Below are 14,948 nucleotides of genomic sequence, written 5' to 3'. Positions count from 1 at the left end.
TTTTCCGTTAAAATCATTCATTAGACAAATGTTATCAGTTATTGCTTTCCGATAGCAATCGGTGTACCTTCTTGCAGAAGCCCTGCCCCTTCCGCTACAATAACATCGCCGGCTTTCAGTCCTTGTGTCACGATGTATTCTTTACCGTCGTTGACCGGGAAGACGGTAACAGAAGCCGATGTCGCTTTGCCGTCTACCACGCGATAAACAAACACTTTGTCTTGTATTTCATAGGTTGCCTCCTGCGGCACAACAAGCACGCTGTCCATCTGGTAAGGGAAGACAATGGTTCCGCTTCCTCCGTTCCGCAACATCCGTTCGGGGTTGGGGAAAGTGGCACGCAGGCTGACCGCTCCGGTTCCGGAATCAATGGTGCCGCTTATCGCGTCTATCTTTCCTTTGTGGGTGTACATCAACCCGTCGCTCAGGCGAAGCGATACTTCCGGCATCTGCTTCATTGCCTCTTCCAAGGTCCCGCTCTCGCGCACCAGTGTCAGTATCTGGTTTTCGGTCATCGAGAAATAAACATACATTTCTTCATCATCCGACACCGTGGTGAGCGGTGTGGTAATGGAAGCGTCTACCAGTGCGCCTACACGATAGGGTATCATGCTTGCCACCCCGTCTACCGGACTTTTCACTTCTGTATACGACAAATCATTCCGTGCGCTGGTTTCGGCAGCCTGCGCCTGCTCCAATGCGGCTTCGGCTTCCAGCAACGAGTTGCGTGCCGTTTGCAGGTCGAAAGCCGACACGACGTGTTCCTCAAACAGATTTTCCTTGCTGTTTGCCGTCATCTTAGCGGTGGCAACAGATGCTTCCGCACTCTTTACATTGGCTAGAGCCGTTTGCAATGCCGCCTGATAAGGCACTTGGTCGATAACGAAGAGAGTTTGTCCTTTGCTGACTTTTGCTCCTTCTTCGATGCATACATCTGTGATGGTGCCGCTTACCTGCGGACGTATCTCCACGCTTTGCCGTCCGTTGATGACGGCGGTATAATCGCGCGTCAGCGTACGGCTTTCCACCGCCACAGTCATGGTCTTGTAGGTGCTCTCTCCTGCACCTGCCGGTTTTTCCTTACAGGACGTTGCCAATAGCAGACAACCGATTCCTGCACATGCTAACATTCTTTTCATTCTTAATTTGCTTTGCTTTTTTAACTTAAAATCTGCCGCAAATGTAAACAGTGCTATCGGTATGCTTTTGGTTACGATTCACATATTGTTGGTTTCAATCCGGAGCTTAAGGCTTTTTTGCTTTAATAGTTCTAATAAGTGGAAAAAGGCTTTGGAAGACAACTGGGTTCTGTTATTTTTGCGAAAAATCAAGCAATGATGGAAAGTCTTAAGGAAAAAGTGGTAGCTTGGATTCGCAAAGATCTGTCTTCTGACGGGCAACTGGACTGGGCTGCCTACAACAATAGTCTGGTAATGGTCCGTATGGAGGGAACAGATTTCCGCTTGTCCGGCAAATGGCTGCCTGACGGATGGCATGTGTTCTTACAGGTGCACGAAGGTGAATTGAGGCTGACAGTCAATGGCGAACGTTTGGGATTTGACTCTCCGGTATATGTGGATTTCTTGAGAAACCGCAAATGGGCAAATGTGACGCTGGCAGGGAAATATCGCACCTGTTTCATCGTAATGGAGCAACACTTTTTCATGGAGACCACTCTCCCGATGCGCAATAAAATAGCAGAAGGAATGGAACAATTTGCCAAACATCCTTTTACTTCGGTAAATGCAGATGAAGACCGTGACTTGTCCCGACTGGAAGAAATGATGTTCTCTACCCTGTCGGCAAATTCTCATCTGTTTTGCCGTGAACTGATACAGGCATTGGCTTGTGCCTGGCAGTATGAGTTGTGGAATATCTTTTTTCATCGCCAACAAGATGTCCGTTCCACCATAAATCCGCATTGGAACGATGTTGTTTCGCAATTCTTCTACTTAGCTCACACGTATTGCCGCGAGCAGCACAGAGTAAGCTGGTATGCCGCACAACTGGGCGTATCGGCAGATGCCTTGTCTGCCGCCTTAAAACGGCTGCACGGAAAAACGGCAAGCGTCATCCTGGAAGAATTGCTTGCCGTCGACGCGAAAGTCTGTTTACACAATCCGGCACTGTCTGTGCAAGACGTGGCGGAAATGCTGCACTTCTCCGACCAATCGGCATTCGGAAAATTCTTTAAGCGGCATTGCGGCATATCACCTGCTGTTTTCAAGAAACGGCACATCGAAGAAAACAATTCATGATTGTACTTTAGCGGCATCAAAATGTGCATCTTCTGACTCTGAGAAATGCTTGCCAACCACCGCCCTTCCAGATAATATCATAGCAAGACGCAGCCGGTTGCGGAAGCCTGCGGATATAGGTGCGGCGCCAAACGCATATAGGTTCATCCGCTGTAAGATTATTAATCTTCAGGCTGCAAGATTATTAATCTTACAAGCGGAAGATTATTAATCTTACAACAGACGAGGTTATCCCAATGTTTTAGAAGCTGTTTTGAATTTCTCCAAAAAGTTTTTCTTGGCTTGATGTATCCGTTTTCGTGTGTGCTTTGGGCGATTTTTTGGTCTTTTTCGCTCCTGTTCTTCGTCAGATAGCCCGCTATCTTCCCATAGTAAAGATGCAAGATTTTGCGTCTCTACAAAAACTCATCCCAAATCATCGCACGATAAATTCAAAACAGCTTCTTAATTGCAGCATTTTTGCGAATGGGATTATATATGGGAGTTTTTCTTAAAATTGTAGTAGCTATATAAAAAAGAAAAAGAGGCCATCTCTAGTTTTTTGAGACAGCCTCTTATCTATGTATAGTAACTTATATTACTTATTCAGAGCCAAAGCCACATTCACAGCGCAAGCTACGGTACATCCTACCATCGGGTTGTTACCGATACCGAGGAATCCCATCATTTCTACGTGTGCGGGAACTGATGAAGAACCTGCGAACTGAGCGTCTGAGTGCATACGGCCCATCGTGTCGGTCATACCGTAAGAAGCAGGACCTGCAGCCATGTTGTCCGGGTGAAGTGTACGGCCTGTACCGCCACCTGATGCTACTGAGAAGTAAGGCTTGCCGGCAAGTACACGTTCTTTCTTATATGTACCTGCTACCGGATGCTGGAAGCGGGTCGGGTTAGTAGAGTTACCTGTAATAGATACGTCTACGTTTTCGTGCCACATGATAGCTACACCTTCACGAACATCGTCGGCACCGTAGCATTTTACTTTCGCACGCGGACCGTCTGAATACGGAGTCTCGTTTACGATGTTCAGTTTACCGGTGAAGTAATCGAACTTCGTCTGAACGTATGTGAAGCCGTTGATACGAGAGATAATCATAGCGGCGTCTTTACCCAAACCGTTCAGGATGCAGCGCAACGGGTTCTTGCGGACTTTGTTTGCCATTTCGGCAATCTTGATAGCACCTTCGGCTGCAGCGAATGATTCGTGGCCTGCCAGGAAAGCAAAGCACTGTGTTTCTTCGCGAAGCAGACGGGCTGCCAGGTTTCCGTGACCCAGACCTACTTTACGGTCGTCTGCTACAGAACCCGGAATACAGAATGCCTGCAAGCCGATACCGATAGCTTCGGCTGCGTCAGCAGCGTTCTTGCAGCCTTTCTTCAGTGCGATGGCGCAACCTACCACATAAGCCCACTTTGCATTTTCGAAACAGATACCTTGTGTTTCCTGACAAGTCAGATAGGGGTCGAGGCCTGCTTCGTCACAGATCTTGTTAGCTTCTTCAATGTCTTTGATGCCGTTTTCGTTCAATGCAGCCAGAATCTGCTTCATACGACGGTCTTGACTTTCAAACTGTACTGGTCTAATCATAATCTGTGTCCTCCTATTATTCTTTACGTGGGTCAATATATTTAACTGCGCCTTGTTCGGGTTTGAAGCGGCCGTAAGTTCCGGTAACAGCTTTCAACGCTTCGTTAGCGTCAACACCCTTCTTTACTTGTTCCATGAACTTGCCCATGTGAACATATTCATAACCGATTACCTGGTTGTCCTTATCCAAAGCCATACGAGTGATGTAACCTTCGGTCAGTTCGAGGTAACGGGTACCTTTGGCTTTTGTACCATACAATGTACCGGTCTGGCTGCGGAGACCTTTGCCCAGGTCTTCCAGTCCTGCGCCGATTACCAAGCCGCCTTCTGAGAAAGCTGACTGAGTACGGCCGTAAACAATCTGCAGGAACAGTTCACGCATAGCCGTATTGATAGCGTCGCAAACCAAGTCGGTGTTCAATGCTTCCAGGATAGTCTTGCCCGGAAGGATTTCAGATGCCATGGCAGCAGAGTGAGTCATGCCCGAGCAACCGATGGTTTCTACCAGACATTCTTCGATAACGCCTTCTTTTACGTTCAGCGTCAGTTTGCAAGTACCCTGCTGGGGAGCGCACCATCCCACACCGTGGGTCAAACCTGAAATGTCTTTGATTTCTTTTGCCTGAATCCATTTCCCTTCTTCAGGAATAGGAGCCGGACCGTGGTTAGGTCCTTTTGCGACACAACACATGTGTTCAACTTCGTGTGAATAAGTCATATTCGTTACGTTTTATTGAGTAATAAAAAATAAGTAGTTCTTAGTCGGGTCTCAGAGGCAGTCCCTCTTGATTCCGCACGCAAAGTTAGTTGTTTTATTGATTTATGCAACGGGACGGAACGAACTTTTTGTCGCTTTTTAATGATATTTTTTATGAGACTTGCTGTTTTGTAATGTCAACTTGGCAAAATCTTTTTCGTATATGGCCGAAAAGCCTTATCTTTGCGGCGTGATTTCTATCGTATAATAATCGAACACAGAGACGCAGAGGCACAGAGTTTTTATATTATAGGAATAAAGAGAGTAAAAAGAAAATATTCAGACTTTATTTCTCTGTGTTTCTGTGTCTCTGTGTTCAAAAAGAGAAACAAGAAGATGGAAGAAAAGAAGATTACAGTAAGCGATGAAGCGTTGCGCCAGGCGGCGGGCGAAGGGATGGACGAGTTTTTGCAAGTGTTTACCGACCGCTATCTGGAAGTGACGGGCGGGCAAATCGATGCCGGCACGATGCCTTTGCTCAACGGATGGCAGCATACGCTTTTGGGATACCGCCTGTTTTGCGAAGAAGTGGGCGAGGGCGGTTTTGTACAACTTATCCAGAACGGATACGGTCCTTACATCTTTCTCAACCCTTTTGCGAAGGCGATGCGCCTGATGGGGGCGAAGGAGTTCTCGAAGCTGGTATACGCGGCGCGGAAGATTTACGAGGAAAACCGCGAGGACCTGGAGCGCGAGTGTACCGAAGATGAGTTTATGGCGATGTACGAGCGTTACGAAGTGTTTGATGACCTGGAAGAGCGGTTTGCAGAAATGGAGGAGGAGGTGACCGGGCAGGTGGCGCGGTATGTAGACGAGCACTTAGAGCAGTTTGCCGAAATAGTGAAGGATGAAGAGTGAAGCATGAAGCATTGGCTATGTGCTTTCGTGGGGCGTTGCATATAGGTGCAAGTGCCAGTGCACGTACTTTCATCGGGCGATGAAGATAGGTGTATGGAGCAGTGAAGATGATTGGTTGAAAAATATACGTTAAAAAACGTAAACCGATGCAGTATTTTCAGCATCTTTGCATTCTAGCTAAAAAGTTTATCAAATTAATTGCAAAATCAAATAAAAAAGGAAGAACATGAAAAAGTTTAAATTGAGCGTGCTGGCTATGGCATTGACAACAATGTTGGGATTTACTTCTTGCTTGGATAGTGGAGAACCTGGACCGAGTTCAGCAACATCTTTTCTTAAAGTAAGAACTTCAATGGGATATACTACATTTGAAGATCCATCAGGTTTTCAATATATACCAACTACAACATTGACTACTTCTCCTACTTCGCGTTTGGCATTTCTTTATTTTGAAATAGATACCAGTACATTGACGCAAGAATCAACATCTGCAGATATCACATTATTACAAGATCCTGTTTATTTGAGAGAGATGAATGCGGCATTATCCCCTGTTCCTGCAGAAGAGGAAACTGTTGCATTATATGGTATTCCATCGAATGGATGTGCCGTATGGGGAGCTTTTGAATTTTTGATTATGGCACCGAATTTTAATCTCAAAAAAGGAACTACAACTTCAAATTTAGATTCGGAACTTCCTAATCATCGTTTAGCGGTTTATTATGATTCTACAGAAGAAGGTGTTGCTAATGGAACACTTAGATTGCATATCCGTTATCGCATTACTAATGCTGATATGACAGATGAAAATTGGGGACAAGATTATAATGTCCAATATGGTGAATATGTATTTGTTGATTTAGCATCAATAATATCCGCATATAGAAATAATAATCAAAATGAATATCCGACACGTCTTGAATTGGAATATGAAATGTATAATACTAATTCTGCAACATCGGATCCCGATAAGAAGACTTCTCAGACAATTACTATAGAAAAACAATATTTGCCTGATATGTCGGAAACTGAAGAATAATCAATATTACCTAAGTATAGCCGGGCAATATTTGTCCGGCTTTTATTTTGAAAAGTGCAGGGTTTTCTGCATCTTTGTAGGCGCTAACCCGAATTTGAATTTGTAAAGGAATAGTATATGAAACACATGAAATATGGACTGCTTGTTGCAGGATTGGGTCTTATGTTGGGGGTTACTTCATGCTTGGATGGTGGAGATAACAGTACAACGGTGTCGTATTATGAAATAGTAAAGAAAGATGCTTTAACCGGTACTTATACCAGCCAGATGGGGTATAAGGTTGCTCCGTTAAATCCGCAGGATTTGGAAGACCTGCCTTGGGCTTCCGATTATATTCAGCTGTATTATTCGTACGATTACGGACAGGACATGTCGGGTGGAGAGGTTGATGCGAATGTTTATGGCTATTCGCTGATAAGGGAGGGGCAGTGGCTTCCTCAGTCTCCGGCTGAAGGCGATGCCAATGCGCCGATATCCGATGTGGTATTGGATTCTGGCAATAAGCCATACGACTTTTTTTATAAACAGGACGATATCTTCCTTCCGATAGAGCTTTTTGTGCGTAAAGAAGTGGACACAAATGATTTGGAGCAACGCGAAGCGGAGATGGCACAACACGAGTTTGCCTTGTATTATGATGCCGACAAGGATTTTTCGGAAAGCGGCATGACTCTTTATCTGCGTCATAAGATGCTGAATGTGGAAGAGGATGATGAGTTTACTCAGCTTTCGGGAGGATGGTGGCACTTCAATATTATCGATGCCATGGCACGTTATCAGGAAAAGTACAGCAAGCGTCCGGACAAGATAACGATTTCATTCGAACAGAATACGAAAGACGTAAGTTATGCCGATAATCTGGTTTTGGAAGGAAAGGCAGAGCTTGACTATCAGAAGATTGTCGAATTTAATGAAGCATTGTCGGGAAGCAAGGGGATATCCAAGTTGCTTCGCGGCAAGAGATGAATTTTTTCATCCCAAAGTGCAAAGAAATAAAAATAAAGCCGGGCATTTGGGTGCCCGGCTTTATTTTTAGCACTTTTTTTGTACATTTGCATCCTAAGAAGAGAGAAGTGACTATGTATAAAGGATTATTTCATCAAATCGTCTCCCTGCTTTCGGCACCGGGAGAGGCTTGGGACAAGATAATGGAGCGTGGAGGTGCACGCGACATCCAGTCGGGATTTGTTTATCCGCTTATCGGGCTGTGCGGGTTGTCGGAGTTTATCGGTACGTTCATCGGGAGAGATTTTTCCTCGCTGATGTTCCAGTTGGCACTTACGCGGTGTTGTGCCGTAGCGGTGGCGTTGTTCGGCGGTTTCTTTCTGTCTGCCTATCTGCTCAACAAGCTGGGCATGGGCTGGCTGAAACGGGGTGACGCATACGGAAAGATGCTGGTGTTCGTGGGCTATTCGATGGTAGTCACGTTCGTGCTCGACATCATCAGCGGGCTGGTGTCCATCGACTTGCTCCACTGGATATTGCAAATCTATACCCTCGTGGTGGTGTTCGAGGGAGTGCGTCGCTGGCTGGAAGTACCCGAACGGCAGCAGATGGCATTTACCATTGTGGCCACACTTGTTATACTGATTTGTCCGGCATTGATAGAATATCTGTTTAATCAATTATCTGTAATTTTGAACTGATGAAAACAAACGCAAGCAACATAAATATCAAAAACAAACGTGCCTCGTTCGATTACGAGTTTATCGACACTTATACGGCAGGCATCGTGCTGACGGGTACCGAAATCAAGTCTATCCGTCAGGGCAAGGCGAGCCTGGTCGATACGTTCTGTTTCTTTTCGCGCGGCGAGTTGTGGGTGAAGAACATGCACATCGCCGAATACTTTTACGGTTCGTACAACAATCATGCGGCACGGCGCGACCGCAAGCTCCTGCTTACGAAGAAAGAGCTTCGTAAGCTGGAACGCACTTCGGCAGAGCCGGGATTCACTATCGTGCCTACCCGTATGTATATCAACGAGAAGGGGCTGGCAAAGGTGGTCATCGCCCTTGCCAAAGGAAAGAAGCAATACGATAAGCGCCAGAGCCTGAAGGAGAAAGAAGACAAGCGGATGATGGACCGGATGTTTAAACGATAATTTTAGGGACTAGTTGACTAGGTACTAGGGACTAGATTTTGAATAGTTTCGCTAATTGTATTTATAACCTAGTCACCTAGTCCCTAGTCAACTAGTTCCTAAGAAAAGAAGCAATGAAAACAATACAAGAACAGATAAACGAACGTATCTTGGTGCTGGACGGGGCGATGGGAACCATGATTCAGCAATACGGACTGACGGAAGAGGATTTTCGTGGAGAACGGTTCCGCGAGGTGCCCGGCATGTTGAAAGGGTGCAACGATGTGTTGTGCCTGACCCGTCCGGATGTGATAGCAGATATCCACCGTAAATACTTGGAGGCAGGTGCCGATATTATCGAGACCAATACCTTCAATGCCACCCGTGTGTCGATGGCAGATTATCATTTGGAAGGGTATTGTGCGGAAATCAACCGTGAGGCGGCACGTCTGGCACGCCGGCTTGCCGATGAATATACGGCAAAGAATCCGGAGAAGCCGCGTTGGGTGGCAGGGTCGGTAGGCCCTACCAACAAGACCTGCTCGATGAGTCCCGATGTGAACAATCCTGCTTACCGTGCCCTGACTTTCGACGGGCTTGCCGGGGCTTATCTGGAACAGATGACGGCATTGCTGGAAGGTGGGGTAGACACGATTCTGATAGAAACCATTTTTGATACCTTGAATGCGAAGGCGGCTATCTGTGCCGCAGAACAGGCGATGGAGCGATGCGGACGCAAGGTGCCTCTGATGCTTTCGGTCACGGTCTCGGATACGGGCGGACGTACCCTTTCGGGACAAACGCTTGACGCATTCCTGGCTTCGGTGCAGCATGCCGATATCTTCTCTATTGGGTTGAACTGTTCGTTCGGTGCCAGACAATTGAAGCCATTCCTGGAGCAACTTGCCCGCCGCGCGCCTTATTATATCAGTGCATATCCCAATGCCGGGCTTCCCAATACGCTGGGACAATACGACCAGACTCCCGAAGAAATGGAGGGGGAAGTAAAAGAGTACATCGATGAGGGCTTGGTGAACATCATCGGTGGATGTTGCGGAACGACCGAAGCCTATATCCGGCGGTTTGCTTCGCTGGTGGAAGGCAGAAAACCGCATCAACGGGTGGATGCTTCGAAGTATTTATGGCTTTCGGGCTTGGAGTTGCTGGAAGTTACGCCCGAAATCAATTTCGTCAACGTAGGCGAGCGGTGTAATGTGGCAGGTTCGCGTAAGTTCCTTCGGCTGATTAATGAAAAAAAATACGAGGAAGCTTTGTCCATCGCCCGCAAGCAGGTGGAGGACGGAGCGTTGGTGATTGACATCAATATGGACGACGGTCTGCTGGATGCCGTTCAAGAGATGACCACCTTCCTGAACCTCATCGCATCGGAACCCGATATCGCGCGCGTACCTATTATGATAGACTCGTCCAAGTGGGATGTGATACTTGCCGGACTGAAATGCGTGCAGGGCAAAGGCATTGTCAATTCCATTTCATTAAAAGAAGGCGAAGATGCCTTTATCGGACATGCCCGTACGGTCAAGCAATATGGCGCGGCGGTTATTGTCATGGCTTTTGATGAGAAAGGGCAAGCGGATACCTACGAGCGGAAGATAGAAGTGTGTAGCCGTGCGTATCGGATTTTGACGGAGCAAGTAGGCTTCCGGCCGCAAGACATCATTTTCGACCCCAACGTGCTGGCGGTAGCTACGGGGATGGAAGAACATAATAATTATGCCGTCGACTTTATTCGTGCAACCGGATGGATCCGGAAGAACCTGCCGGGAGCACATGTCAGCGGGGGAGTGAGCAACCTGTCTTTTGCCTTCCGTGGGAATAATTACATCCGCGAGGCGATGCATGCCGTATTCTTGTATCATGCGATAGCACAAGGCATGGATATGGGTATCGTCAATCCGGCATCGTCGGTGCTTTATACCGATATTCCTGCCGATATTTTGGAACGTATCGAAGACGTGGTGCTGAACCGCCGTGCCGATGCTGCCGAACGGTTGATAGAGGTGGCGGAAAAGCTGAAGGCGGAGAAAGAGAATGCCGGAAATGCACAGGCGGCAGATGCTCATTTGGCATGGAGAAACCATGCGGATGTGGATGCGCGCCTGCAATATGCGTTGGTGAAAGGCATCGGCGATTATCTGGAAGAAGACTTGCAAGAGGCTTTAGGAAACTATCCCGATGCGGTAAGCATCATCGAAGGACCGCTGATGAAGGGTATGAACCAGGTAGGGGAACTGTTCGGTTCGGGCAAGATGTTTTTGCCTCAGGTGGTAAAGACGGCACGCACGATGAAGAAGGCGGTGTCCATCTTGCAGCCTTACATCGAAGCGCAGAAGAAAGAAGGGGCGAAGAAGGCAGGAAAGGTGCTGGTAGCTACGGTAAAGGGAGATGTGCACGACATCGGGAAGAATATCGTGTCGGTCGTGATGGCGTGCAACAATTACGAAATCATTGACCTGGGTGTGATGGTTCCCGCCGAGAAGATTGTAGAAACGGCGATACGTGAGAAAGTCGACATCGTAGGATTAAGCGGATTGATAACCCCTTCGTTGGAGGAAATGGTGCATGTGGTGCGCGAGCTCGACCGTGCCGGCGTGCATATTCCGGTGATGATTGGAGGGGCTACGACTTCAAAGCTTCATACGGCACTGAAGATAGCTCCGGTCTATCACGGGCCGGTAATTTATATGAAAGATGCATCGCTGAATGCTCCCGTTGCCGCCCGCTTGCTGAATCCGGCAACGCATGATGCTTTTGTAAAAGAATTGGCAGGTGAATATGAGGCACTGCGTGAAGGTAACAAAGAGAAGCAGGTAAAGTTTGCATCGCTGGAAGAAGCCCGGAAAAACAAGTTGGAGCTTTTTTAAATGAAGAATTAAGAATGAAGAATGCCATTCGGCTGAAGGCAATTCTTCATTCTTCATTCAAAAAGTTTTTCCGCTTGCGCCAATGTTTCCGGTTTTCCGATATCTATCAGGTGAAGATTTTGTGCTATGTATCCACCGATGCGTGCTTCTTTGCAGGTTTGAAGATAGAAGTCGGTAATGGAAAATTTTCCGGTCCAATGTCCGTCCATATACCGGAAAAGGGAAGGTGAGATAACGTGGATGCCGCTGAAGGCATACGCTTCGTGTTGTTCGGGATGATAGGCAAAACCGTTGGGCTTGGTTTGCAGGGTCTGTTTGTTTATCCAGCCGCAAAGGCGGGCATTGTCTTTATCGAACAACAAGTAGCGTGAGGTTTCCCGTTGGCTGACCAATAAGGTTGCATCGTTTGTGCTTTGCCGGTGATAATCGTATAAGGCTTTCAGGTCGGTGTCTGACAATATATCCACATTATGCACCAAAAAAGGCTCATTGCCGCTAAAGAAAGGAATGGCTTTCTTGATGCCTCCGCCTGTATCCAGCAATTCTTCTCTTTCATCGCTGATACGAACCGTAATGCCGAAGTTCTGGTGGGCTTGCAGGAAGCTGATGATTTGTTCGCCAAAGTGGTGGATATTGATGACGATTTCAGTACATCCGGCTTGCTTTAGCTTTAGGATGACATGTTGCAGCATGGGGATTCCGTTTACAGGGACCAATGCTTTGGGTATCCGGTCGGTCAAGGGCTTGAGCCGGGTTCCCAGCCCGGCGGCAAATATCATGGCTTTCATGTTTAAGTAGATGTTGAGAATTAGTTATATCATCTGTCAGTTCAGAAACGCGGATTAACACGGATTTTCGCAGATGATTATTCTATTTATCTGTCCTTAATCTGCGTTAATCCGCGAAAATCTGTGTTTCGAATAGTACCATTTATTTTGTACACTTATTTAGTATTTGTAAGTGATATTTTGTTCGCGGTGGTTCACTTCTACGTTTACTCCGAATTTTTCGTGGATATGCTGTGCCACATGTTCGGCTGCATAAACCGAGCGGTGTTGTCCGCCTGTACATCCGAAACAGATGCTCAGGTGGGTAAAACCTCTTTCCAGAAAGCGTTGCACATGGGCATCGGCCAGTGCGTATACGTGTTCTAAGAAGGTCAGTATCTCTCCGTCTTCTTCCAGGAACCGGATAACCGGCTCATCGCGTCCGGTCAGTTGCTTGTAGGCATCGTATTTGCCCGGATTGTGGATGGCACGGCAATCGAATACATATCCGCCTCCGTTTCCGGACGGGTCTTCCGGAATCCCTTTCTTGTAGGAAAAGCTCATGACCCGCACCGTAAGCTTGCGCTTGTTCAGTTCAGTGGCATATACGGGAAGCCTGGTTAATTGTTTCAGCACTTTGCATAGGTAAGGATATGCCGGAAAATCCTCTTCCAATAATTGGTCCAGGTTTTCGATGGCATACGGGATGCTTTGCAGGAAGTGTGGCTTCTGTTCAAAGTAACCACGGAATCCGTAGGCACCCAATACTTGTAAGGTGCGGAAGAGGACGAATTGCCTTAACTGTTCCCTAAAGTAGGATTCGGGCATGGGGCAATAGGCATGAAGGGCGTCCAGGTAGTCGTGTATCAGCTCTTCACGTAAATGTTGCGGGAATCGTGCTTTGGCTTGCCATAAGAATGAAGCCACATCGTAATAAACGGGTCCTTTCCGTCCGCCCTGAAAGTCGATGAAGTAAGGTTTCCCTTCCCGTATCATTACATTACGGCTTTGGAAGTCGCGGTACATGAAGGTGGAAAATGTATCGGCAAGCAATACTTGCGTCATGTTTTCGAAATCGTCTTCCAGTAAATTTTCCTGAAAGTCAATGCCCGTGGCTTTTAGGAAGCAATATTTGAAATAATTCAAGTCCCACAGGATGCTGCGCCGGTTGAATTCAGCTTGCGGGTAGCAGACGGAGAAATCCATGTCTTCCGCTCCTTCGAATTGTATGCGTGGAAGCAGGCGGATGGTTTGTTTCAGCAAGGATTTTTCTTCGTTGCTGAATGTACCTGTTGTACGTCCGTGCCCAATGGCTTGAAACAGGGAGATGTCTCCCAGGTCTTCTTGCAGGTAAGCCATAGCGTCATCGGTTTGGGCGTAAACGTGTGGAACAGGCAATCCTTTTGCCTCGAAGTGTCGTGCCATGTATAAGAAAGCACGGTTCTCTGCTTCCGATGTGCCATATACGCCTATCAGTTGCGGAGTTCCTTTCAGACGGTAATACTTGCGGTTAGAGCCTGCGCCTGCCAATGGTTCGATGTCTTCGGGGAGATGTCCGGTATATGTTTGGTAAAGTGTTTGTATGTTTTCTTGATGCATAAGTCGTATAGGTGTTTCAGAGTCCGTTTTGTGCAAGGATGGCTTTCAGCTCGGCATCGGTCAGGTTTTCACATTCGGATTTGTCGTATAATGTGAGCAGCAATATATCTGCTTTATCCGATGTTACAAGTAAGGTCAGTGTAATGACTCTTGCCCCACCGCTTTTACCTGTCCCTTTCGAAGTAATAGACATTCTGATTTTGTGTAGTCCTTTACCTAGATCAGTTCCTTGAAATGGATTCTCATGTAATGAAGCAACAAGCAGATTTACGTCTTCTTTTAAAGACCGGTAACGTTTGCTGAGGCGTTTGAGTTCTTTTAGGAAATAGGGAGTCGGTTTTACATTATAGTTCATGATATACTTCTTCCCATGTTTGTAGTTGCAATTTTCCATCTTTATAGTGCTTTGCTTCTTGGCAAGCTTGATTGAATCCTTCTTTCAGTTCTTCTTTCGTGCGATAGGGCACAATGTCTTCTGCCAATGTATCAGTGGCGGTAAGGGGCTGTGCTTTCTCCTTTTGGATAGCAAGTTTCCTGATATAGTCCAATGCTTTCTTCATGCAGTTTTCATCATCGGCGATGTAACTCAACTGGCGGAACAGTTCCGCATTGATGCTTTTGGTACTCATGTGGGTATCTCCTTCTCCTTATTTTATATATGCTTTCCGGCAAAGATAGTGAAATTTTTCCTGAATAAAAAAAGAGTTACCCGATTTCTCGGATAACCCTTCTTAGGTAGCCCGTGGGAGAATCGAACTCCCCTTTCAAGAATGAAAATCTTGCGTCCTAACCGATAGACGAACGGGCCATCTTTCTTTTCTGCCTTGGCAGATGTCGTTTTTGGAAGTAGCCCGTGGGAGAATCGAACTCCCCTTTCAAGAATGAAAATCTTGCGTCCTAACCGATAGACGAACGGGCCATCCTTTGCTGTGTCGAGAAGGCGTTTCTCGAACACGGGTGCAAAGGTACGCATTATTTTTGAATTTGCAAGCGTTTGAGGTGCTTTTTTTGATGAAATTCCACATTTTTTCCATTAAGGCAGAGTCAACCAGCGAGTGCAACATTACGAAATATTTTTGAAAAAGACCTCAGCCGGAGTCAAGAAATTGAGTTT

Annotated in this window: 14 protein-coding genes and 2 tRNA genes; 7 read left to right on the top strand and 9 right to left on the bottom strand. The window is 46.7% G+C overall.

Annotated elements, in window-relative coordinates; genetic code table 11:
* Nucleotides 1–38: 38 nt before the first annotated feature.
* A complete protein-coding gene (locus B5G04_RS10590) occupies nucleotides 39–1,139 on the bottom strand; it encodes an efflux RND transporter periplasmic adaptor subunit (protein ID WP_204247011.1) in 1,101 nt (366 codons plus the stop codon).
* A 195-nt stretch (nucleotides 1,140–1,334) separates the two neighbouring features.
* Here B5G04_RS10590 and B5G04_RS10585 point away from each other — a divergent pair, with 195 nt between their 5' ends.
* Nucleotides 1,335–2,258 (top strand): helix-turn-helix domain-containing protein, encoded by a 924-nt coding sequence (locus tag B5G04_RS10585; RefSeq protein WP_087397129.1) that lies wholly within the window; start codon nucleotides 1,335–1,337, stop codon nucleotides 2,256–2,258.
* A 577-nt stretch (nucleotides 2,259–2,835) separates the two neighbouring features.
* Here B5G04_RS10585 and B5G04_RS10575 read toward each other — a convergent pair.
* Complete coding sequence (locus tag B5G04_RS10575; protein ID WP_087208238.1) at nucleotides 2,836–3,846, bottom strand: GGGtGRT protein; 1,011 nt, start codon at nucleotides 3,844–3,846, stop codon at nucleotides 2,836–2,838.
* A gap of 16 nt (nucleotides 3,847–3,862) precedes the next feature.
* Nucleotides 3,863–4,564 carry a hypothetical protein gene (locus B5G04_RS10570; RefSeq protein WP_087208240.1) on the bottom strand — a complete coding sequence of 234 codons (702 nt, stop codon included), beginning with the start codon at nucleotides 4,562–4,564 and terminating at the stop codon, nucleotides 3,863–3,865.
* A 375-nt stretch (nucleotides 4,565–4,939) separates the two neighbouring features.
* On the opposite strand from B5G04_RS10570, the gene B5G04_RS10565 reads away from it, so the two are divergent.
* The 6 genes from B5G04_RS10565 (at nucleotide 4,940) to metH (ending at nucleotide 11,468) form a co-directional block, all read left to right on the top strand.
* Nucleotides 4,940–5,461 carry a DMP19 family protein gene (locus B5G04_RS10565; RefSeq protein ID WP_022038789.1) on the top strand — a complete coding sequence of 174 codons (522 nt, stop codon included), beginning with the start codon at nucleotides 4,940–4,942 and terminating at the stop codon, nucleotides 5,459–5,461.
* A 226-nt stretch (nucleotides 5,462–5,687) separates the two neighbouring features.
* Nucleotides 5,688–6,500: a hypothetical protein gene (locus B5G04_RS10560; RefSeq protein WP_022038788.1), complete on the top strand. Its 813-nt coding sequence runs from the start codon at nucleotides 5,688–5,690 to the stop codon at nucleotides 6,498–6,500.
* Nucleotides 6,501–6,617: 117 nt separating this feature from the next.
* Complete coding sequence (locus B5G04_RS10555) at nucleotides 6,618–7,466, top strand: hypothetical protein (RefSeq protein ID WP_022038787.1); 849 nt, start codon at nucleotides 6,618–6,620, stop codon at nucleotides 7,464–7,466.
* 113 nt (nucleotides 7,467–7,579) lie between these two features.
* Entirely contained in the window at nucleotides 7,580–8,146 is a 567-nt protein-coding gene (locus B5G04_RS10550) for a Yip1 family protein (protein WP_087249611.1), read from the top strand.
* The gene (smpB, locus tag B5G04_RS10545) at nucleotides 8,146–8,604 is read left to right on the top strand and encodes an SsrA-binding protein (protein WP_013616098.1); all 459 of its coding nucleotides are present in this window, start codon (nucleotides 8,146–8,148) and stop codon (nucleotides 8,602–8,604) included. The genes B5G04_RS10550 and smpB overlap by 1 nt, the downstream gene beginning before the upstream one ends.
* 113 nt (nucleotides 8,605–8,717) lie before the next feature.
* Nucleotides 8,718–11,468 carry a methionine synthase gene (gene metH / locus B5G04_RS10540; RefSeq protein ID WP_087397125.1) on the top strand — a complete coding sequence of 917 codons (2,751 nt, stop codon included), beginning with the start codon at nucleotides 8,718–8,720 and terminating at the stop codon, nucleotides 11,466–11,468.
* A gap of 53 nt (nucleotides 11,469–11,521) precedes the next feature.
* On the opposite strand, the gene B5G04_RS10535 is transcribed toward metH, so the two are convergent.
* From B5G04_RS10535 to B5G04_RS10510, 6 genes are all read right to left on the bottom strand, one after another.
* Nucleotides 11,522–12,256: a nucleotidyltransferase family protein gene (locus tag B5G04_RS10535; protein WP_087397122.1), complete on the bottom strand. Its 735-nt coding sequence runs from the start codon at nucleotides 12,254–12,256 to the stop codon at nucleotides 11,522–11,524.
* Nucleotides 12,257–12,415: 159 nt separating this feature from the next.
* Nucleotides 12,416–13,834 carry an RNase adapter RapZ gene (locus tag B5G04_RS10530; RefSeq protein ID WP_087397120.1) on the bottom strand — a complete coding sequence of 473 codons (1,419 nt, stop codon included), beginning with the start codon at nucleotides 13,832–13,834 and terminating at the stop codon, nucleotides 12,416–12,418.
* Between the two features lie 16 nt (nucleotides 13,835–13,850).
* On the bottom strand, nucleotides 13,851–14,189 hold the full coding sequence (locus B5G04_RS10525) for a type II toxin-antitoxin system RelE/ParE family toxin (RefSeq protein WP_087397118.1): 339 nt from the start codon (nucleotides 14,187–14,189) through the stop codon (nucleotides 13,851–13,853).
* Complete coding sequence (locus tag B5G04_RS10520; protein WP_022038781.1) at nucleotides 14,179–14,463, bottom strand: hypothetical protein; 285 nt, start codon at nucleotides 14,461–14,463, stop codon at nucleotides 14,179–14,181. Before B5G04_RS10520 ends, B5G04_RS10525 begins: the two co-directional genes overlap by 11 nt.
* A 107-nt stretch (nucleotides 14,464–14,570) precedes the next feature.
* Nucleotides 14,571–14,642: transfer RNA gene (locus B5G04_RS10515), tRNA-Glu, on the bottom strand.
* A gap of 39 nt (nucleotides 14,643–14,681) precedes the next feature.
* A tRNA-Glu gene (locus tag B5G04_RS10510) sits at nucleotides 14,682–14,753 on the bottom strand.
* Nucleotides 14,754–14,948: the final 195 nt, after the last annotated feature.

This window comes from Bacteroides sp. An51A, from assembly GCF_002161565.1.
GTDB lineage: Bacteria > Bacteroidota > Bacteroidia > Bacteroidales > Bacteroidaceae > Phocaeicola > Phocaeicola intestinalis.
The sequence above is the reverse complement of the archived record's forward strand: the minus strand, read 5'-3'. Positions and strand labels throughout refer to the sequence as shown.